22 protein-coding genes are annotated in these 21416 nt (G+C 45.4%); 7 read left to right on the forward strand and 15 right to left on the reverse strand.

Annotation, left to right across the window (positions count from 1 at the left end; genetic code table 11):
• Positions 1-277: 277 nt before the first annotated feature.
• The 5 genes from F6K53_RS31665 to F6K53_RS31685 all read right to left on the reverse strand — a co-directional run bounded on the left by F6K53_RS31665 (position 278) and on the right by F6K53_RS31685 (position 4070).
• Entirely contained in the window at positions 278-1036 is a 759-nt protein-coding gene (locus F6K53_RS31665) for a HEAT repeat domain-containing protein (protein WP_293019704.1), read from the reverse strand.
• Positions 1037-1081: 45 nt separating this feature from the next.
• Positions 1082-1591, reverse strand: coding sequence for an N-acetyltransferase (locus F6K53_RS31670; RefSeq protein WP_293072141.1), 510 nt, complete (start codon positions 1589-1591; stop codon positions 1082-1084).
• Positions 1584-1787, reverse strand: a complete 204-nt coding sequence (locus F6K53_RS31675) for a hypothetical protein (RefSeq protein WP_293019706.1) — start codon at positions 1785-1787, stop codon at positions 1584-1586. Before F6K53_RS31675 ends, F6K53_RS31670 begins: the two co-directional genes overlap by 8 nt.
• A gap of 370 nt (positions 1788-2157) precedes the next feature.
• Positions 2158-3018 carry a DUF1350 family protein gene (locus F6K53_RS31680; protein WP_293083428.1) on the reverse strand — a complete coding sequence of 287 codons (861 nt, stop codon included), beginning with the start codon at positions 3016-3018 and terminating at the stop codon, positions 2158-2160.
• Between the two features lie 299 nt (positions 3019-3317).
• The gene (locus tag F6K53_RS31685; RefSeq protein WP_293071521.1) at positions 3318-4070 is read right to left on the reverse strand and encodes a hypothetical protein; all 753 of its coding nucleotides are present in this window, start codon (positions 4068-4070) and stop codon (positions 3318-3320) included.
• Positions 4071-4612: 542 nt separating this feature from the next.
• Here F6K53_RS31685 and F6K53_RS31690 point away from each other — a divergent pair.
• From F6K53_RS31690 to F6K53_RS31700, 3 genes are all read left to right on the forward strand, one after another.
• Positions 4613-5116 (forward strand): hypothetical protein, encoded by a 504-nt coding sequence (locus F6K53_RS31690; RefSeq protein WP_293071522.1) that lies wholly within the window; start codon positions 4613-4615, stop codon positions 5114-5116.
• Positions 5117-5443: 327 nt separating this feature from the next.
• On the forward strand, positions 5444-6634 hold the full coding sequence (locus F6K53_RS31695) for a M4 family metallopeptidase (RefSeq protein ID WP_293083431.1): 1191 nt from the start codon (positions 5444-5446) through the stop codon (positions 6632-6634).
• A 151-nt stretch (positions 6635-6785) separates the two neighbouring features.
• Complete coding sequence (locus F6K53_RS31700; protein ID WP_293083434.1) at positions 6786-7127, forward strand: protealysin inhibitor emfourin; 342 nt, start codon at positions 6786-6788, stop codon at positions 7125-7127.
• Between the two features lie 342 nt (positions 7128-7469).
• Here the strand turns inward: F6K53_RS31700 and F6K53_RS31705 are convergent, their stop codons facing one another.
• Positions 7470-8747 (reverse strand): hypothetical protein, encoded by a 1278-nt coding sequence (locus F6K53_RS31705; protein WP_293071525.1) that lies wholly within the window; start codon positions 8745-8747, stop codon positions 7470-7472.
• Positions 8680-9366: a hypothetical protein gene (locus tag F6K53_RS31710; RefSeq protein ID WP_293071526.1), complete on the reverse strand. Its 687-nt coding sequence runs from the start codon at positions 9364-9366 to the stop codon at positions 8680-8682. The genes F6K53_RS31705 and F6K53_RS31710 overlap by 68 nt, the downstream gene beginning before the upstream one ends.
• Positions 9367-9464: 98 nt before the next feature.
• Here F6K53_RS31710 and F6K53_RS31715 point away from each other — a divergent pair, with 98 nt between their 5' ends.
• A complete protein-coding gene (locus tag F6K53_RS31715; protein ID WP_293071527.1) occupies positions 9465-9692 on the forward strand; it encodes a hypothetical protein in 228 nt (75 codons plus the stop codon).
• On the opposite strand, the gene F6K53_RS31720 is transcribed toward F6K53_RS31715, so the two are convergent.
• The 3 genes from F6K53_RS31720 to F6K53_RS31730 form a co-directional block, all read right to left on the reverse strand.
• On the reverse strand, positions 9668-11425 hold the full coding sequence (locus F6K53_RS31720) for a sodium:solute symporter family protein (RefSeq protein ID WP_293071528.1): 1758 nt from the start codon (positions 11423-11425) through the stop codon (positions 9668-9670). The two genes, F6K53_RS31715 and F6K53_RS31720, sit on opposite strands and share 25 nt — an antisense overlap.
• A 36-nt stretch (positions 11426-11461) precedes the next feature.
• The gene (locus F6K53_RS31725; RefSeq protein ID WP_293071529.1) at positions 11462-11701 is read right to left on the reverse strand and encodes a hypothetical protein; all 240 of its coding nucleotides are present in this window, start codon (positions 11699-11701) and stop codon (positions 11462-11464) included.
• Positions 11702-11847: 146 nt separating this feature from the next.
• Positions 11848-12741, reverse strand: coding sequence for an Rpn family recombination-promoting nuclease/putative transposase (locus tag F6K53_RS31730; protein ID WP_293071530.1), 894 nt, complete (start codon positions 12739-12741; stop codon positions 11848-11850).
• A 278-nt stretch (positions 12742-13019) separates the two neighbouring features.
• Between F6K53_RS31730 and F6K53_RS31735 the strand changes: the two genes are divergently transcribed.
• A complete protein-coding gene (locus F6K53_RS31735; RefSeq protein ID WP_293071531.1) occupies positions 13020-13307 on the forward strand; it encodes a hypothetical protein in 288 nt (95 codons plus the stop codon).
• Here the strand turns inward: F6K53_RS31735 and F6K53_RS31740 are convergent.
• Complete coding sequence (locus tag F6K53_RS31740) at positions 13276-16974, reverse strand: AAA-like domain-containing protein (protein ID WP_293071532.1); 3699 nt, start codon at positions 16972-16974, stop codon at positions 13276-13278. The genes F6K53_RS31735 and F6K53_RS31740 overlap by 32 nt on opposite strands.
• An 83-nt stretch (positions 16975-17057) precedes the next feature.
• On the opposite strand from F6K53_RS31740, the gene F6K53_RS31745 reads away from it, so the two are divergent.
• Entirely contained in the window at positions 17058-17195 is a 138-nt protein-coding gene (locus F6K53_RS31745; protein WP_293083437.1) for a hypothetical protein, read from the forward strand.
• Here the strand turns inward: F6K53_RS31745 and F6K53_RS31750 are convergent.
• From F6K53_RS31750 to F6K53_RS31760, 3 genes are all read right to left on the reverse strand, one after another.
• A complete protein-coding gene (locus F6K53_RS31750; RefSeq protein ID WP_293071533.1) occupies positions 17178-18473 on the reverse strand; it encodes an AAA-like domain-containing protein in 1296 nt (431 codons plus the stop codon). The genes F6K53_RS31745 and F6K53_RS31750 overlap by 18 nt on opposite strands.
• Before the next feature lie 230 nt (positions 18474-18703).
• Positions 18704-18841, reverse strand: a complete 138-nt coding sequence (locus F6K53_RS31755; RefSeq protein WP_293028697.1) for a hypothetical protein — start codon at positions 18839-18841, stop codon at positions 18704-18706.
• Between the two features lie 123 nt (positions 18842-18964).
• Entirely contained in the window at positions 18965-19198 is a 234-nt protein-coding gene (locus F6K53_RS31760) for a hypothetical protein (RefSeq protein ID WP_293028700.1), read from the reverse strand.
• Between the two features lie 995 nt (positions 19199-20193).
• On the opposite strand from F6K53_RS31760, the gene F6K53_RS31765 reads away from it, so the two are divergent.
• Entirely contained in the window at positions 20194-20466 is a 273-nt protein-coding gene (locus F6K53_RS31765; protein WP_293071534.1) for a hypothetical protein, read from the forward strand.
• Positions 20467-20533: 67 nt separating this feature from the next.
• Here the strand turns inward: F6K53_RS31765 and lexA are convergent, their stop codons facing one another.
• Positions 20534-21166, reverse strand: coding sequence for a transcriptional repressor LexA (gene lexA / locus F6K53_RS31770; protein WP_293071535.1), 633 nt, complete (start codon positions 21164-21166; stop codon positions 20534-20536).
• Positions 21167-21416: the final 250 nt, after the last annotated feature.

Raw genomic sequence — 21416 nt, forward strand, 5'->3', positions numbered from 1 at the left:
ACAGGGGTAGGTTTTTTACATTTGGGTCGGGAGTCGGGAGTCGGGAGTCGGGAGTCGGGAGTCGTCAGAAGCGGGAAATGGGCAGAATTACCCCGGAAATGATTGTGTATTTTGATACATATTTTAATACATATATTGAGGAGTTTCTAGCTAATGAAAGTACGTACTCAAAACCTACCCTTGTAAGATCTCCCCATCTCCCCATCTCCCCATCTCCCTATCTCCCTATCTCCCCATCTCCCCAGACTTCCCGCGCCCAGGGCTATAACATGCCAACTTACAAAAACCCTTCCATCTCAATCATTTCAATCATCTGAAGTCCACGGGGGTCTCCCACTTTCAAGAGGGCAGCTTTGGCGTCTTCTTTTACCCCTAGGTCTTCATCATCAGCAATTGCTTCAATTAAGGCATCAATAGCACCAGCGTAAACGGCATTGGAGGGCAATTCCCGACACAGTTGCCCGATAGACCAAGCACAATTACTGCGCACTGCTGCTACTGGGTCTTTCCTTAAAGCAGTAATCAAGGGCGGAATCGATGCGATTACTTCTTCATAATCTAACTCTGCCATTTGCGCCAGAGCACTAGCTGCCCACAAACGCACTGCAGGAATATCCGTTTTTAGGGAATCAATTAGAGAAGCTAAAGCACGGCGATCGCGACAGTTCCCCAATGCCCAAACAACCCCTTTACGGACATAACCGTTCCAATCAACGGTTAGCTGGTCAATCAAGGGCTTTACTGCCGTGGGACTGGGATTGTGCCCGAGACCATAGGCAGCACTTACCCGTACCAAAGGACAAACATCATTTAACAGGTTAATCAGATGGGGAATTGCCCGCTCATCTTGCAACTCACAAAAGGCACGAGCTGCTAGCATCCGTTGTTGGCTTTCCGGTGCCGTTAACAGAGCCAGCATTTCCTCTGGATCAGGTTTGGAAGCTTCTAACTCATCTTCAATCGGCTCTATGTCATCTAAAGGGCTTTCTAGTAAAGCCGTATTATCCAGTAAACTCAGATCATCATCTTCATACATGCCTGATAACCTACCTTATCTTGCCTGATTCTACCAGAGTCTTCATTAGTATTTCCTTGCCAATGGTTTAACCATCCACAGAGATTGGGTGCGGAAACCCAGTCCGTGGTAAAGGTTCAAAGCGACTTGATTCGATTGAAACACCTGTAGTCCAATTTGGCGATCGCCTCTTGCCCTTGCCCTAGCTTCAGCCTGCTGCATCAGTGCTGAACCAATGCCTTGACGGCGGTGTGCTGGCATGACGTACAGTAAAAAGATATAGCCATAGCGATCGCCATTTACCTGATCAACCCCATTGCCCATCCACAGACACCCCACGGGCAAGGGATGAGTTGCAGTATAACCTTTCCTAGAAACGTTCCCATCCGCTGCTGTAACCCACCACAGGGGGGTTTCTCTGGAAAAGTACTGTTTAACAGTCTTCGCCAGGTGAGAAAAATCATTTTGTTCTGGGAAAAGCTCTTGGTAAGTGAACTCCATGAACTTCACCAAAATTGCCCGTTCTCGTACCGTTCCCAGTCGTAGCTGGTAGCCTGCTAACAATGGCTTACTCACCAATTTTCGCGAAATTTTGGTTAACAACCAGCTGAGCGAATACTGGTGCTTGAATGCTGGCAGCGTCAACTTCTTCAATCGGTGCAGGGGCTAGCATATCGTTCGGTAAAAAGATCCGAGAACTGACTGCCAATAGGGCAATTAAGAAGCCTAGTAGTGCCAGTAGGGGAGCAATGTACTGACGAAAAATAGCCATGAATTTAATGGTTCGTTGATTTTAACAATTCTTTACTTTCTCCATCTTACTACAATGGCACAGCTTTTAGCGGTTGACGGTTAGAGGTTGGAGGTTATTTGGTTGAAGGTTGGAGGTTGGAGGTTGGAGGTTGGAGGTTGTTCGCGTAGCGTGGCCAAAGGCCAAGGTTGGAGGTTGGAGGTTGCAGGTTGGAGGTTAGAGGTTGCAGGTTGGAGGTTAGAGGTTAGAGGTTAGAGGTTAGAGGTTAGAGGTTGTAGGTTGACCCCTTCCTCATCTCCTCATCTCCCCATCTCCCCATCTCCCCACACTTCCCACACTTCCGATACTCTTCCCCCTGTTCCCTGTTCCCTGTTCCCTGTTCCCTGCTCCCTTAGACTCGCTCGGCTAGTTTTGTGATAACTTCAATAACCGTATCCGCAAGTTGATCATTTCCCCGGAGCCAACCGAGGGGAGTTAGATGCTTACCAGGAAGTTTCTTATCAGTGAGGAGTTTATTGCCTAAATTCTCCTGTAGCCAACGCACCGTTCCAGCTTCTTCAGCAATCTTATCCTTACTGAAGCTAATTAAAGCAGTAAGATTAAATAAACTGCTATTTTTGATCAAGCAATAGGTTTGTTTCGGTGTGGGTAACACCCCGAAACCAAGTCTGTCTACTAAATCAGCTATGAATGGAACAGGAACGGCACTACTGGTACCACTAATAACAGGAGCCATTAATACAGAGGGTTGATTGATCAAAGAAATATCTTTTAGATCAGCATCTCTGATGCTATTATGAATCTGCTCCTCTTGATCTTTACCCACACAATCTCCCAGAATTTCCTGAATTTTTTTGAACTCCAAATCACTTAAAAGTTCCAAGAGTGCGATGTATTTTGTTCCTAAGCTGTGACCTAACCAAAAATAATTCTTCGCTCTGGCAGAGGAGTCCTCTTCATAGATACTGTAATCATAGCCCAATTTTTTTGCTTCTTCTAAAATTCCATTGAATAGGGGTTTTTGTTCTTTGACCAAACCAATGGCTACAGGCCAATGGCGGAAGGTAAATCTAAACGGTCTGGCAACAACGGTATAACCTGATTCAAATAATCGCTTGGCGATATACCGGTAAAAAATTGTCGGAAAACTTCCGAAAAACGCACCACCAATCAATTGAACAACACCTACCGGCTCAGGATGGATAGCAACCCAAGCAAAGGGAATTGGTCTAAATTTAAATTCGGCATTCATGGCAGTAACCTCTTTGAGGATAACTAATCGAAAGGGATTTTATAATGCGATCGCTTGTCGGTAATACCATCTAGGTTGAAGGTTGCAGGTTAGAGGTTGAAGGTTAGAGGTTGAAGGTTAGAGGTTGAAGGTTACAGGTTACAGGTTGAAGGTTACAGGTTGAAGGTTACAGGTTACAGGTTAGAGGTTTAAGGTTAGAGCTTAGAGATTACAGCTTTCAGCTTTCAGGTTATTAACCCTTCAACATTCAACATTCAACCTTCAACATTCAACCTTCAACCCAACCTTCAACCCAACCTTCAACCTTGGCCTTTGGCCACGCTACGCGAACAACCTTCAACCCAACCTTCAACCTTCGTTGTCTTTTCACCTGAGCCGAGTTGGGCACGGACAAACTGCGTCCGCCGCTCAGTTAACAGCAAACTCAGAGCCATGACGAATTCAGAGGCACTACCGACGAGGGTGCCAACTCTAGAGATTGGTACAGCATTGCCAATTAGGGCAACCAAGGTTCCTACAAATAGCCATGGCCATTTCAGCCTTACCCAGATGCCGATACCAATCAGCAGCACGAACAAATTGACCAAAATTGTTACAATTGGTGGAGCACTCACTTCCGCTACTGTGTAGCGCAAGGTGCCAGCAAAGGTGACTGGAACCAATTCTAGGCCAACAAACTGGGTCGCCACTTCAAACCCACCCAGTCCTAGGGCAAGCACCCAGGATAACACTCGTACAATTGTCTTAGCCCAAACTGCTCCAGCGCGGTGAGCTAGCTCAACAGCAATTACAATGAACAGCGGCACCACTAAGAAGTGTAAGAGGAAGCGCACCATACTCAGTGATTTCAGGAGATCTCCTTCACCAATCAGGCTCCCCATGGCCAGAACTAGATTGTCATAGCTAATGCTTGCTAGCACAATGGGCAGGACAATCATTGCCAGACTAGTTGAGCGACGCCACAGGCGAATTGCCCATGCCAGTAATACCAATTCCACCAAACCAAGACTGAGATGGCCAAGGGGATAAATTTTTAACAAACTTTTAGTCATGATGTTCCATAAACTGAAACAATATCTAAGCTTGGTCTTGATAAGTGCTATGGCTGTGGAAAAAAGTGACCAACCTATACAAGACCGGCTTATGGGTAAGAGTATTGATCGTTGAATAGCAATTACCCTTAGTTACCAGTTAATTGATTTAAATTCATTGTTGCAAGTTCCCGCATTGATAAATTTACGTTAATTAATAAATCGCAAGATATTGTAGTCAAATCCGACCTCAGCATTCACGTCTTAGCTAAAATTAGGTAATGCTGGATCAATAAACAGAGTCAGCCCTAATCGGTTTTTCAAATAGGGCACTTTTTCGTGACCCGGTTTGGAAGCTATCAGTTATGTTACCCTGATAATAACTAGCTTATAGCTGATCAGCCTTGGGCTGAATGGTTACCATCCGATTACAGTCACGGTTAGGAGCTTGAGGATTTTTCTGTCTCTTATTGTGTCAATTAAGAGAAAATCCTATAAAATTAGTAAGGTACAATTAGTAGGGGCGAAAAGGTTAGATTTAAACAGACTTGGGGTGGTCAATCATGACAAAATCGAAAGGATTAGCTTTAGTCTCAGGGTTCATAAAACTTATTATTATTTGTAGTCTGATTCAACCGATGCTCGGTTGTACTCAACCAACAGAAAATGTGAGTAAGGCCGATTTAAATCAAGAGATTCAACCAACAGAAAATTTGGTTAAGGCGGATTTAAATCAAGAGATTCAACTCCAGATCGATCAGATGGCATTAATGGAATCGAAAACGATGCAAGTTAAGGTTCTGGATATAGTGGAGGATTCCAGATGCCCAGCTGATGTAGTCTGTGTGCAACCAGGACAAGTCACCATTGCCTTCGAGGTTGTCAAGGAGAACTCACAACCAGAGGAGGTTGAGTTAACCCTCAGAGCAGCCCAAGAAAATTTAGCTGTTAGAAATTTTGATGGCTATTCCATGACATTAAAAAATGTTGAACCATTGCCAATTACTAATCAGGAAAAAATAATACAATCCGACTATATTGTAACAATTGTTGTATCAAAGACTTAAAAGCTCGGAAATCTAACCTATAATGCTAATTTTGGTATCGATTTTTTCAATCGAGACACGACAGATAAGGGCGTTGCTGATTTGGATGGATGATTTATGAAACTGTGAAAGAGGGTGAAGAGACTGGAATTAAAGCAAGATAGAACAGACTCAATCATCCTAGCAATAGGAAATGCCCTAAATCACAAACTGTTTTGAGTTTCCTTCGCTATCATTGAGAGTGGCTGGCAAAGCTTCCAAGATGTTGCTTCGGGCAAAAAAACTTGGCAAAAAAACCTGCGCTAGCAAGGGCGATCATAGTAATAGCAAAAAGACTTAAATAATACTATGCCTACCAAGATAAACCATCACCACCATCACCACCATCACCACCGCAACCCTCTGCACTGTATACTTCCGGCGTATATGCTGCGGGAACTTTCAGAACAGGGAAGCCCTATACAGCGAGAACGAGCATTGAGCGCCCTAGTGGAATCTGGTCAGTTCCGTGGAGTGCGCCAGGAATTAGCTGACTTCTCCACACGACCCAGTGCCCGAGAAGCAGGAGCAGCTAAAGAACGGGTGATCTACCATGCAGACTACCAAACTCGTTTACCTGGCCGTAAAGTCCGGGGGGAAGGAGACCCAGCCACAGGTGACACAGCAGTGGATGAAGCCTACGATGGTTCTGGAGCCACCTTTGATTTATATAGTGACATATACGAGCGGAACTCGATTGATGATCGCGGGATGGTTTTGAGCTCAACCGTTCATTATGGGAGCGGTTTTGACAACGCCTTCTGGAATGGCCGACAGATGACCTATGGGGATGGGGATGAAGATTTGCCAGAAGAGGAGAGACTCTTCAATCGCTTTACTATCGCCATCGATATTATTGGCCATGAGCTGACCCATGGGGTGGTCCAATATGAAGCGGGACTGGTCTATCGGGATCAACCAGGTGCTCTCAACGAACACTTCGCTGATGTGTTCGGCATCCTAGTTAAGCAACGGACACTGAACCAAACTGCTAGTGAATCGGATTGGGTGATTGGAGCTGGTCTGTTTAGTGAGAATGTCAATGGTATAGGCATTCGCTCCATGAAAGAACCAGGGAGTGCTTATAACGACCCCAGACTAGGTAAAGACCCTCAACCAGCTCATATGAGAGACATCTATACCGGGTCTCAAGATAATGGTGGGGTTCATATCAATTCTGGTATCCCCAACCGAGCCTTCTACATTGCTGCTCTGGAAATTGGTGGATACGCTTGGGATAAGGCCGGTTGGATCTGGTATCTTACCTTGAGGGATAAGCTGGGTACCACCTCAGAATTTAAGGATGCTGCCAGAGAGACATACAAGGTGGCAGGTGACCGATTTGGTGTTGGCAGCCTGGAACAAAAAGCTGTCCGTAAAGGTTGGGAAGAGATAGGTGTTGAGATTATTGAACAGCCTCCGACCCCTCAACCCCCTGAACCCCCAGGATGCTCCGCAGGTGCGCCAGACTTTATCAGGTCTTTCTTCACCCCCTCTTAGGGAGTAGCCCTGTTTCTGGCGTCGGACTAAAATTTCACGGGTAGGGAGATAGGGAGATAGGGAGATAGGGAGATAGGAACCCACCCCTCTCCCCATCACCCCACACCCCAGACACTGCCCACCTTAAAATTAATAACTAGAATTAATCACAATGGTGCAAGATCTAATAAGTAAAGACGGGGGTGTTATGAAAATATACTTTGAGCGTAGTGGCGGTTTTATGGGGATGAATATGGCAACTGAGGTTGATACTGAATCCCTATCGCCAGAAGAAGCTGATCAGTTGCAAGGTCTGCTGAATACTACTAGTTTTTTTGAGCTACCAGCACAGCTGATGTCATCAACACCAGGTGCCGATCAGTTTAGCTACAAACTGACAGTGGAAGTCGCTGGACGGAAAAAAACTGTGGAAATTGGTGATACAGCAGTTCCTGAGATGCTGCAACCTTTGCTAAGACGCTTGACCACTATGGCACGGTCAAGGTCGAATTAAGAATTAAGAATTAAGAATTAAGAATTAAGAATTAAGAATTAAGTTAGAATTAAGAATTAAGTTAGAATTAAGAATTAAGAATTAAGAATTAAGAATTTATAATTCTCCATTCTCCATTCTTCATTCTCCATTCTTCATTCTCCATTCTTCATTCTTCATTCTCCATTCTCCATTATTAATTCTTCATTCTCCATTATCCATTCTTCATTCTTCATTCTCCATTATCCATTCTTCATTCTTCATTCTTCATTCTCCATTCTTCATTCTTCATTCTCCATTCTTCATTCTCCATTTTCCATTCTTCATTCTTCATTCTACATTCTTCATTCTTCATTCTTCATTCTAAAATAACGTAGTCGGAGCATAGGGGATAATATCGGGATCGAATCCTCCCACTTGATTAGTGCGGATAACCCAAAGTTTAGCGCCATGGTTTAACAAAAGATTAGCGATTTCGTCATGACCACGTCGTGGTAGTATAGTGCGCCAGCTAGTAAGTCCTCTAATGATCGGGATAATGGGATTGTCACTGGTAGCAACTCCCACCAAGGTTTCAGCATTTTCCTTCCAGTCACTACGAACAATTCCTAGGGGAGTCAGTTGTTTTTCTAGTGCTTGTCCCAACTCGGATAATTGTTGAAATCGTTGAGTTTGGGGATGATCTGGATGACTTTTCAACCACTCTTGAATTTCAGGATTGGCATTCACTTCATCTTCTATCTGTTGGATTGCTACATAAAGCGCTTGATTGGAGTCTTGCACACAGGATTCTGCTGGTGAAACCAATGCTGCACCGTCACCATCCCCCGTGCGGTAGCGAGCCATCATTACTTGTAACTGATGCTTCAATTCGTCCAAGGGTGATAGTTTAATATCACCAAACTCGTAGTCTTGGGTGACTGCATCCAACTTAACAATCACATCAGAAACAGGTCGATTGCCTAACCAACCCCGCTGCAAATTTCCCATATAGTTCGGCCATTTGATTGACCCTGAAACAATGCCATCGGGGTTACTAGCATAAACTTGATCGTACTCTATATCAAAGCGTAATTCATCGCTTAATGGGTCACGCACTACATGAGCAATACCATAGGCAAAGTGACCGCTTACCATATTAAAAAGGGCACGTTCATCTTTTTTATTACCACCAATTCCCCCAAAAAGATGGATGACAATTCCCCGGTCTCCTTCTTGCCAACGGGATATCGCCGCCTCTGCTTCTTCAGCTAAAGGATCCAGCAGAACTGTGTTGCCAGTACCTTTTTGCTGTTCGGTATTTTCCCAATTTTTTTCCTTAATGTAAGTTACCCCTTCCTCAACTCCCAAAATTACTTGATCTGGCTCTAGCATCATCAAAGCCCTAGGTTCAATCCCTTGGGTAACAAAAATGCCGTCAGGATCCTGAGCACCATAAATATACCAACCAGCGCTATTTAGAGGAGAGTCTTCAATCTGGGAATTGGTAGATCTAGGGATGCCATCCCGGTCAGCCACCACTTGAGGAATACGAATAATTTCTTGAGGTCCATCAAATTGTTTTGAGTCTTTATTAAGCGGGAGACACTTCAAAGCGATCGCTGTCAAGAGCCTCCCGTTTAATAATAGTAACCAAGCCATAGAAGCGACCAGTAATTTGCACTGGCTCTTCGGCAATAGTCAAAGACGTCCTTGTTTCTGACTCAGTCACAATTGGATTTTTTACCATGACAATCACATTATCGTCAGGTCTGTCTGCAGCCAACGATTCCAGGGGACCTACTTGATTGAGATTATTTAATCGAACCGGATGGATAGTGCCCCCTGTCATGCTATCTTCAGTGGCTTGATTAAAGTTAATATCTGTGGTAACTCGCTTCACATAGTCTTGGATCCCTGGAACATCCTTAGTCCATCCTAAGGTCACAATTTGTCCCACCAAATGCTGATATTCAGCAGCAGCATGGTAGACTTCCAAGAAGACAGAATCATCTGTTGTTCGTTCCTCCTTTGGCGGCTCGATCAGTCGTCCTATCCACTCACTAACGGGTTGATAAAGACTCGATGATAGGGTCTGATTTACGGGATAATAGCTAGGTTGATTTATCTCCTCGTTACGACAAAGTTCGTAGTTAGATGGTTTCGGTTCGGTCATTTTTTTCTGGGCTTGAGAGTAGATAAAAAATACCACCCCGATTACTAAAATTACGATAACCAGGACGATTACTAAAGGGTTTTGGATATTTACAGTTTTTAACATAGTTTTAAAATGACTTGTCAAACTATGGTTTTTTTAAGGGAACAGGGAGTAGGGAGTAGGGAGTAGGGAATCGGGAGTAGGGAATCGGGGTAAGAAAATTGACTGTACCTGATAATTATGACAACCGCTTTAATAGTATAGTCGTTGCAATTACCTATCTCCAAACTTCTCATAATTTCCTATCTTTCCCACATTTAGCACACTTCCCTCTCTTCCCCGATTCCCGATTCCCGATTCCCGATTCCCGATTCCCTACTCCCGATTCCCGATTCCCGATTCCCGATTCCCTACTCCCTACTCCCTATTCCCTACTCCCTTTAATTTGACGCAGCCACATCCATCCTAGAACGGCTATGATCAGAGAAACCCAACCGGTCAAGGGCTTTAGCAACAAAAATCCTCCAATAGCTAACATGGCTCCAAACATTAGCAATATCGATGCCAGCACCCGTTTTAGATCGTGTTCCAAATCCTGGATTGGAGCTAAACCGGTGCGAAGCTGCTGACGTTTCCAGCCAGGCCCAGCTGGACGCACCCGTCGATAAAATTCATCTAAGGTGGTATCAGATTCTGGTGGCGTGAGTAACATCACCACTATCCACAAAACACCAGTAATTCCAGCAGTTACCAGCAGACGCCAACCAAAGTCAGGAATCTGAATAACTGGCACGACACTGGTACCAAACCCGACTACAAAACCAGCAACCATGGCGGTTAGTTCCGCAGCAGCATTAATCCGCCACCAGAACCAACGTAACATTAACACTAATCCCGGTCCGGTACCAATGGCAATTACTAACCGGAACACGGTGGCAACGTCTGTGGCAAAGAAGGCGGCAATGGCTCCTAAAACCGTGACCAGCACTGATGCGATCCGCCCCACAAAGACGAGTTCTGATTCTGTGGCTTGGGGATGCACAAAGCGCAAATAGAGGTCATTAGTGAGATAGGAGGCTCCCCAGTTAATGGAGGTAGACACGGTACTCATAAATGCCGCAATTAGGGAAGTTACCACTATCCCGAGTATGGCTGGTGGCAAAAAGTCTAGCATCAGTTTGGGATACCCCAATTCCCGGTCTGGCAAATCTGGATAGATTACCATTGCGGCGAGGGCAACTAATATCCAGGGCCAGGTTCGGATTACATAGTGAAAGATATTGAATAGCCAAGCCGCTTTCTCGGCATCTGCTTCATTTTTGGATGCGGCCAAACGCTGGACAAATTCACCACCGCCATCACTGCGACGCCATGCCCACCATTGCAGGAACACATAGGCAGAGAATGTGCTAGCACTGATGCCAGCAGTTTCACTCCAACTAATGCCTCCGGAACCAACCGTGAGGGGAAAAAAGGCTAGTACATCCTGTTGGGTTACTTGTTGCACTTTTGGGATTAGTTGATGAATACCACCGACATGGTTAATGGCAACTACAGCAACTATCATTGCTCCGAGTAGGGCAAAAAAGAATTGGAAGAAATCTGTAGCTACTACGCCCCACAGTCCAGCAAAGCCAGCGTAAACTAAGACTAGAACACTTACTCCTAATACACTCCAGAGTTTTACACTACTGGCTTCGGGGGCAATACCAAGGCTTTGCCAAATTTCTAGAGCACCTACTACTTTGACCATGGCTAACATGGCATAGCCAATGGCAATACAGTTGATTGGTACAGCAAACAGAAAGGCTTTGGTTCCCCGTAATAGGGCAGCGATGGAGCCACCATAACGGATTTCGGTGAGTTCGGCATCAGTCACAATTTCTGAACGTCGCCACATCCGGGCAAAGATGTAAATCATGATCAGATGGGATATGCCAAAACTCCACCATTCCCAGTTGCCCGCAATGCCTCGATTGCCAACTACCCCGGCAATGTAGAGGGGGGTATCAATGGAGAAAGTAGTGGCAGCCATACTGGTCCCTGCTAACCACCAGGGGAGCGATCGCCCCGAAACAAAGAAATCAACAAGACTGCCGGAAGCCTTGCGAGATAGGTATAGTCCTAACCCTAGGGACAAGACTAAGTAGACTAGGACAATCAGCCAATCAACGAGTTGCATAAATTCCGGTTGCTGCTCACGGATTGAGATATCATATCAGATTCCGATCTGGGGAGTGTGGGGAATCGGGAATCGGGAATCGGGAATCGGGAGTCGGGAATCGGGAATCGGGAATCGGGAATCGGGAATCGGGAATCGGGAATCGGGAATCGGGAAAAGAAGTTGCGTAGGGTGCGTTAGGGACGGGCTCGCACTGATTTTCCGCCTGGTAGTGTTGGGATAGCCCGTCCCGTAACGCACCGCCAGTGTTGGGATAGCCCTTCCGAAAATTGCCACAGGCTGGAAGCCTGTTCCACCAAGATGCCCGTTACACCCACCGGGTCAAACAGCATGGATTGAGATGCACCCCATCACAGGCTGGAAGCCTGTGCCACAAAGTTCTCGAAGCCTGTGCCACGGAATTGCCGATTTTTCTTACTCTCTCAGGACAACTGATTAATTTCATCCACACTCAACTCCGTATATTGAGCAATATCCTTCAAGGGTAACCCTGCTGCTTTCATCCGTTTAGCAACCTGCTGTTTTACCTTAAGTTTGCCTTCTTCGATAGCAGCTTGTTTTAGACCTTCAAGTCTACCTTGTTTAAAACCTTCCTGAATACAGGTTTGGACAACACTGTACATATCCCGGTAGACCTTCAGGCTATCATAGTACAGGGCTTGCTCTTTTGGTGAGAAATCGGCAATTTCGGCCACTTCAAATAGCTGGGCAAACACATCCCCTGGAAAGGATTCAGGGGGAGCTTTAAATTCACCGAGATGCTTCAATAAAAATAACCACTTGTCAAAATGGGTTTCTAATTGATCAACCGATTTAGTAAATTTCGGTAGTTCAATATAAATGGATGTCAACTTATTATATAACAGTTCACAGTATTGATTGTTTAGCTCTACCACATGCAACAGTTCTGGATTGTCCTTATGGTCATTAAAAATAAAATCCAGAATACCAACGGTGTAGACTGCGGTTAGCTGATCATCCCAATTTCCCAGTTGCGCCTGTTCTTGGATGGGAAACGTGCCATAGTAGACACTGGGGTCTTTGAAAAAATTGTGGTCTGCTTTTTGGATTTCCACCATGAACCGTTCACCGGTTGTGCTCTGACAATAACTATCAAAAATCGCTCTTCTGTTCACTAAGCTGTTGCCAAAGAATTCCGGAGTCTTAATGGTGACATCCTGAATCTGATGGTGGGCAGGTAACAGAGTATTCAAGAAGTCAATTAACAGTGCTTTGTTGGACTCAGTGCCAAAGACCCGCTTAAAGCCGAAATCCGTAAGCAGGTGAATGTATTTATCTCGCCAGAGGAACACCATATTAATAGATAAAGGGTAAGCTATCAGCTATTAGCTTATGGGCTATGGGGATGGTTGAGGAAAAAACTGTTTTGAATAAAATTTGAGTTAAGTCAGCCTATCAACACCGATCCCCCTCCCGTCCCCCGCGCGGAAGGGGGAAGCCAGAGCCAGATCCGTGATTGTTCCCCCCTTGCTAAGGGGGGTTAGGGGGGATCTCCAGGAATTGAACTTTCTTAACCGAGTATCTGGACTTCGACCGTGAGTATTTGAATACCGTGGTTGAGGCTCTGAGCCTCGTGAACGAACCTCAGAGCCTCTCCGTCGATGATTTGAATACCGTGAACGAACCTCAGAGCCTCTCCGTCGATGATTTGAATACCGTGAACGAACCTCTGAGCCTCGACGGTGAGTATTTGAATACCGTTGTTGAACCTCTGAACCTCGTGAACGAACCTCTGAGCCTCGACGGTGAGTATTTGAATACCGTTGTTGAACCTCTGAACCTCGTGAACAAACCTGTGAACCTATTCCCTATTCCCGACTCCCGACTCCCTATTCCCTGTTCCCTGTTCCCTTTTCCCTAAGGCATACCCATAACTTCTCTTTAGCTTCAGGATTCCTAACAAAGTAATCTTCCAGCAATTCACAGCCCCGACCCAGCAGCTCACCTAAACTTTCAACCTTCCAAATTCTGGCAGTGTTGTCCGATGAAGCCGTGGCCAGCCTCTGTCCAGAAGGGCTGAAGGCTACACTATATACAAAGGACTGATGCCCTCTGAGCACGGCGATTTCATTGCCCTGGTTGTCCCAAATTCTGGCAGTGCCGTCTAATGAAGCCGTGGCCAATCTCTGTCCAGAAGGGCTGAAGGCTACACTTAATACCTTGGACTGATGCCCTCTGAGCACGGCGATTTCATTGCCCTGGTTGTCCCAAATTCTGGCGGTGTTGTCCGATGAAGCCGTGGCCAGCCTCTGTCCAGAAGGGCTGAAGGCTACAGTATATAAACCCCTCTGATGCCCTCTGAGCACAGCGATTTCATTGCCCTGGTTGTCCCAAATTCTGGCGGTTTTGTCATCTGAAGCTGTGGCCAGCCTCTGTCCAGAAGGGCTGAAGGCTACAGTATCTAAACCCTTCTGATGCCCTCTGAGCACAGCGATTTCATTGCCCTGGTTGTCCCAAATTCTGGCGGTTTTGTCCCTTGATGCCGTGGCCAGCCTCTGTCCATCGGGGCTGAAGGCTACACTTGATACAGTGGACTGATGCCCTCTGAGCACGGCGATTTGATTGCCCTGGTTGTCCCAAATTCTGGCGGTGTTGTCCCTTGATGCCGTGGCCAGCCTCTGTCCATCCGGGCTGAAGGCTACACTTAATACCTTGGACTGATGCCCTCTGAGCACGGCGATTTCATTGCCCTGGTTGTCCCAAATTCTGGCGGTTTTGTCATCTGAAGCCGTGGCCAGCCTCTGTCCAGAAGGGCTGAAGGCTACACTTATTACCGGGTCCTGATGCTCGCTGAGCACGGCGATTTGATTGCCCTGGTTGTCCCAAATTCTGGCGGTTTTGTCCCTTGATGCCGTGGCCAGCCTCTGTCCAGAAGGGCTGAAGGCTACAGTATCTAAACCCTTCTGATGCCCTCTGAGCACGGCGATTTCATTGCCTTGGTTGTCCCAAATTCTGGCGGTGTTGTCATAGGAAGCCGTGGCCAGCCTCTGTCCATCCGGGCTGAAGGCTACACTTGATACCGGGTCCTGATGCCCTCTGAGCACGGCGATTTCATTGCCTTGGTTGTCCCAAATTCTGGCGGTGCCGTCTATTGATGCCGTGGCCAGCCTCTGTCCATCCGGGCTGAAGGCTACACTTAATACCCTAGACTGATGCCCTCTGAGCACAGCGATTTGATTGCCCTGGTTGTCCCAAATTCTGGCGGTGCCGTCTATTGATGCCGTGGCCAGCCTCTGTCCATCCGGGCTGAAGGCTACACTATATACAAAGGACTGATGCCCTCTGAGCACGGCGATTTCATTGCCCTGGTTGTCCCAAATTCTGGCGGTGTTGTCATAGGAAGCCGTGGCCAGCCTCTGTCCATCCGGGCTGAAGGCTACACTTGATACCGGGTCCTGATGCCCTCTGAGCACGGCGATTTCATTGCCCTGGTTGTCCCAAATTCTGGCGGTGTTGTCATAGGAAGCCGTGGCCAGCCTCTGTCCATCGGGGCTGAAGGCTACACTTAATACCGGGTCCTGATGCCCTCTGAGCACGGCGATTTCATTGCCCTGGTTGTCCCAAATTCTGGCGGTGCCGTCTCGTGAAGCCGTGGCCAGCCTCTGTCCATCCGGGCTAAAGGCTACACTTGATACCTCGGACTGATGCCCTTTGAGCACAGATATTTCATGGCCCTTTCTGTCCCAAATTCTGGCAGTGCGGTCATGTGAACCAGTGGCCAGCCTCTGTCCATCCGGGCTGAAGGCTACACTTAATACCGAGGACTGATGCCCTTTGAGAACTGCCCGTTCTCGGAATTGACTAATACTCTGGTGGAGGGCATATAGAGGACTGATAGAAGGATAGTCATCCAGGGGGCGACCATCTTTTACTATCTTATATAGCTCTTCTCCAGTCTTCATTGCCTGGTACAAAAGCCTTTCCCCTCTTGTATTGGTGCCGTAGTAAACATTATCCGGTAACTGTCGTGAAATACTAAGCCCTTCCCGTTCTAGTCGCGTGCCTGTTTTGGCTTCGTGTATTTCTTGTCTAGCGTTGACACCAGCCACTATAGCAACAATTAAGGACAAACCCAGTACAATTCCCCCTGTGCGTATGGTTCGGTTAGCTTTCTTTTGAGCCTTGGCTAATATCTCACTAGCCTCTTTCTCAGCCGCCAAAGCCTTTTGCACTTCTCCCTTATCTAAAACCTGACTAGCTCTCAAGAACTGGGAATCCAAATCGCTTAAGGCTTTTCCCCTCGACCATTGTTCCGCCTGCTCTAATGCTTTACCCCGCAACAATCTAGACTCATCCTTACACCCAGAATCAACCCAAGCGGTAAACGCCTCAGAGTAGGGGCGCAGTCTGGCCAATTCTGTCTTGACCCAATTGGAATTGAAAACCTCCCCATAAATCCGGTTGTTAACTTCCAAACAACCATCACGCTCAACCACCAGCCCCGATATTCTTAATTCCGTCTGTTCTTCACTTCCATCAGCAGCTAGACTACCGTAATCCAACACTTGCTGATACAAACCCAACAGCATACCAGCCCGTTGCTCATTCCTGAGAATGCGATCGCGTATAGTCTTCAAATGCTCCTGTTCATCCTGGGCTTCCCAATTCTCTATGATCTGCCTACGCACGATCTGGTCTAGGGAAAGACTATTGCCCGATTCCCAAGTCTGGACTACCAAACGACACACGCGCTGAGTCAGAAACGGTTGTCCCCCCGTCCAGTTTACTATTTCACCTAACACCTGTTCAGGATTATTAACTTTACCTTCCAAGCCCGGAACCAAAGGCGCTTTGGCCTCCTGAAAGGTAAACCCAGTCAACCGAATATCCTGACCAACATTAAACGGGGTGCGCTGTTTATCCTGAATTAAATCTGCGGGAGTTGCCACCCCCAGCAAACAAAAGGTTAGACGCTTGTAGGCTGGATTGTCGGCTCTTTGATTGTAACAAGCCCTAATGAAGGCAAATAAATCATCTTTAAACGTAACTTTAATAATACTATCAATCTCATCCAGAAAAATAACAATCGGTTGACTTAGTTCGTTTAGGATAACCGACTCAATAAACTCATCTAACCACTGCACTGGCGAGAATCTATCACGCTCTTTTAACCAAGGAATTACCTGGACTTTTCCCTTTAATTCAAAACTCTTGGCAAGACTTCTAATCAAACTGCCATACCACTTCTCGGAGGTTACGTCATTGCCAATCCTGGTAACATCAATAGAGGCACAAGCTACTCCCGCCTTTGTGAGCTTTTCCATGGTTCGCACCCGCAAACTGGACTTCCCCATCTGTCGGGAATTGAGCACATAACAAAACTCCCCAGCCATCAATGCCTGAAAAAGATCGTGATCAGCTTTTCGGGTGACATAAGTGGGTTCATCTTGAGGTAAACTACCTCCTACTTTGTAGATTATTGATTGTTGATTGGTCATTACAGCGGTTTGCAATTCGGTGAGGTACAAATTTCTGGGTTTTAGGGAGCAGGGAGTAGGGAGTAGGGAGCAGTGATAAGAGTGTACCAAGTGTGGGAAGTCTGGGAAGTCTGGGAAGTCTGGCGAGATAGGATAGAGAAGAAGTAGTTTTCAATAATTTGGTATAGTTAAAGATGTTTTTGCTCATTGTTATCGTACTTATTGCTATGTTGATAATAATGATATTACCCCTACTCCCTACTCCCTACTCCCTACTCCCTACTCCCTACTCCCTACTCCCTACTCCCTACTCCCTACTCCCTACTCCCTAAAATGCGATCGCTAAAATACTCACGATACAAATTACATCTCAAACTACAATCATTGCCATGGCGCTCAACCAGTCCAATACTTTCCAACTTGCGAGTGATAGTAGCATCTAGGCGCACTGGGTTGGGTGTACTAACTAATTGTTTAACAGCGTCCAGCAATTCGGGATGCTCTTGAATAGTAGTTAACAGTAAGTACAAATGACTGCTATAAATTCCAGCTTCTGTGGGGGCTAAAGCCAAAAGAGTATCTAGTGTCTTTTCTACTTCTTGGTGATTCTTGAGATAATCAAAAGCTTGGGATAATAAATCAGGATGTCCCCCCACCATTGCCATCAGTTTCGTTACTGAATCCACAGACAAATTCAATCCATAACCCTGGGCAAATCTCTTAACCTGATCAGAATCAAACTCTAGTAAATCTATAGGTAATCCCACATTAAACGGGGACTTATTTATATCTAAATCAATGTAAATTTCCGTAGCATGAGCCACCACCAACCGCAGTTTTTTCCAACTATCGTCAAACTTGCCACTCTCATGCCAACTACGGAGCAAGGGCAGAAACCCTTCAGCAATCTCTTGATGGTGAAACACTCTATCAAGGTCATCCAAACACAACAGTAACGGAGTTTCTAAAGAGTCTAACAAATACTCTTCAAAGTAGGCCGTGCAGTTGTCAATACTGGTAAATAAACTATCATCCCAATAGGTTTCTAACTGATTGGGCAATTTCAGTTTGTTACCAACTTGCCCACAAAAAGACTTTAAAAATATATCTAAGTTAGTGAAAGGGAGCTGATTCATATTTAAATAAACCTTTCCATAACCCTGTTTTTGGCCATGGGCGATAATCTTCCTAATCAGTAAGGTTTTGCCCATCAGCTTTGGGGCTTTAATCCGAATTAACGCTCCCGATTTAACAATTTCCTGATAACAACGAGCTTCAATGGGTGGGCGCTCAATATATATCTCGTGATTAGCTCTAGTTGGAGACGATGGTAACTCGTACTTTTTTAAAACTTTATCAGCTACTAACTCAGGCTTATAGGTATAAACGATTTCAACTAATTCATCACGACAATTATAACCGTTAGCTTCAATATCAAAGTCTTGATATATATTATAAATATGCTTTCTTACAGTATTTTTATGATCGACACCTAGCACTTTGTCTTTGATTTCTATATCTGTCTTGCCACCAACCACCGCCTCCAAAACTTGTCGCCTTTTCGGAGGCATGTTCTTGTATTTTTCCTCGAAGGCTTCTTTACTAATCATAAGCGATCGCTGCTTGTGCCGTAGGTATTCCTATGCTTAGGATAGACTATTATTTAGTAGTTGAGTAAGATTGATACAATAATTTCACGAGTTTTTTTTAAAGTAGTTAAAAAATAATATAAACTATCTTTTTAGAGCTTCACTAATGTGAAGATGTGAAGTGCGATGAAGTAACCTGAAGTTTTTTTGTAAGGTTTCAGCTTAAGCGCTACGCGAACAGCGATTAGCCATCAGTCATTCGCGTAGCGTGGCCAACGGCCAAGGCCAACGGCTGACGGCTGACGGCTGACGGCTAACTGCTTACCAAAAAAAAAATCGGTCAAGGTTTGTTTAACCAATGCTTGACCGAATTCTATTATATAAGCCATTACAAGTATTGCTTAAGTCAGCAACTGATCCAAAACAACAACATCCTAACTCAGTAAACTAACCTCCACAAAACAAATTTTACTCATGGTCGCCAGGGGGTCAAACCCTGGCAAATTACTATCCTAGTCTACGTAGAAATAGCGAATCAAAAAAGTCATCACCTCATCAGGCTTCCCCGTAGGCTCGGGAGTGCTCCACTCGTTGGGATAGGCGTATTTAAGGCCATAAAGGGCAATAATTGTCTTCCAAACTTTTTCAGGAGAACCGATCAAGATCAGCTTGACTTTCTTAGGTTTGCGACCAGGGTTTTCTGGGGTGTTCTTGTCATCGGAGTTAGGCGGAATGTTCTTGGTCATGAATCGTGATTCCTCTAAATGGCTTATAATATTAATATATTAATTTATTAACCCAATGTCAAGGAATTTAGAAATTTTTTTTATTACGAAATATGGATAATGTGGAGAGTAAAATAAATCGTAGGGTGGGCAGTGCTTCCTAGCAATTTTTCAGATTGTAGTCAGTTAAATCGGCACTGCCCACCAACAGAAAATTAATTGTAAAATAGAGTAAAATAAATCGTAGGGTGGGCAGTGCTTCCTAGCAATTTTTCAGATTGTAGTCAGTTAAATCGGCACTGCCCACCAACAGAAAATTAATTGTAAAATAGAGTAAAATGAATCGTAGGGTGGGCAGTGCTTCCTAGGAATTTTCAAGGTTGTAGTCAGTTAAATCGGCACTGCCCACCAACAGAAAATTAATTGTAAAATAGTAAAATAAATCGTAGGGTGGGCAGTGCTTCCTAGCAATTTTTCAGATTGTAGTCAGTTAAATCGGCACTGCCCACCAACAGAAAATTAATTGTAAAATAGAGTAAAATTAATCGTAGGATGGGCAGTAATCATACCAATTCCAAAGCTTGTAGTAAATTAAATCGGCACTGCCCACCAACAGAAAATTAATTGTAAAATAGATTAAAATAAATCGTAGGGTGGGCAGTAATCATACCAATTCCAAAGCTTACCATCGCGATTATACTTACTGCCCACCCTACATCAACTATTCATGATGGTGCGTTACGGGGCGGGCTGTTTCAACCAGAAAGAGGCGCAAAATCATGGCTAGCCCGCCCCTAACGCACCCTACGCAACTGTTCCCTGTTCCCTATTCCCTATTCCCTAGTTTCACGATTGTTTGTCAAGCAGTGAAACAATAATTACGGATATATTATTCGAGATTCACCAATAGTAAAGACCGTGAACTAAGTGAACTTTGACCCACAAATCCAGATTATTAATTTTGAGAGCCTATAGTTGGAGATAAGAGCGTTACTGAACTAAAGGCTGAATAAATTATGTCTAAACCAAACAAAGAATATGACCCAGAAACCACCTACTTGAACGAGCGCATTCGTCAAGCCAACCTTTCCTTTAACTTGCTTGTCGGGGCTACAATTCTAAGCGGGATTGTAGGTCTAGCAGGCGCAGGATTATTAATGTCCAAACAGCTATCTGATGGAATAGTTACTACCAGTGTGGGATTAGCATCGAATATTGCTTTTGTTAAGCTAGCTAAGGATGCTAATGACCGGCTAGATGAAGCGATTGAAGATGAGGAGGAAAAGTAATAACTAGTAATTATAGCCGATGGGAATAGGAAACTCTGTTCCCTATTCCCGACAACTGTTGGGAAGTCTAATGTATCGCTGCGGGTGTTAGATGCTGCTCATATCCCCGCCAGACACCAACTAATACTCCTTGAACCTGGACATGTTTTGCCATAATTTCTATGGGGTGGTATTTAGCATTAGAGGGTTTAAGAGTAACTTTATCACCCTTACGATAGAAACGTTTCAAGGTAGTACCATGTCCATCCACCCGTGCCGCTACAATTAGACCATTCTTGATGTCATCGGGATCAGGCACTGGTCGCATAATCACCACATCCCCTTCTGCAATTAGGTCTTCGATCATGCTGTCTCCAGTAACCCGCAGAGCAAAATTACCTGGTTGATAGAAAAAGCCAGATATATCCAACTCCTCAACTGTGTCGGTGAAAGGTTCCACTAGGCCCCCGGCTGCGATCGCTCCTAATACAGGAACTCCCAAATTACAATGCCGCAGCAGCCTAATCGTCCGGGCTTTTCCTTCAGTCCAATCAATATATCCCTTGCTACGCAAATGTTCCAGCCTACTCTGAATCGGTGCTGGTGAGCGCAAGTTCATTGCTCTCATCATTTGCCGGATCGAAGGGGCATGGTGTGAGATGCGAATATAATTAACCAGCCAATCGTAGAGTTCTTGTTGAGCAGATGTGAGGTTTTCCATAAGACTCTTGACAAAAAATGGTCGTTCTTAGTGATTGCTCTATAGAACATTGGTACTATCAACTATTGTCATTTGTCCAGAGTATTGTTCGGGAGTGGAGGGTGGGAAGTGTGGGAAGTGTGGGAAGTGTGGGGAGGGTGGGGAGATGGGGAGATGGGGAGATGGGGAGATGGGGAGATGGGGAGATGGGGAGATGGGGAGATGGGGAGGGTGGGGAGATGGGGAGATGGGGAGGGGGGGGAGATGGGGA

The organism is Moorena sp. SIO4A1 (assembly GCF_010672065.1).
GTDB lineage: Bacteria > Cyanobacteriota > Cyanobacteriia > Cyanobacteriales > Coleofasciculaceae > Moorena.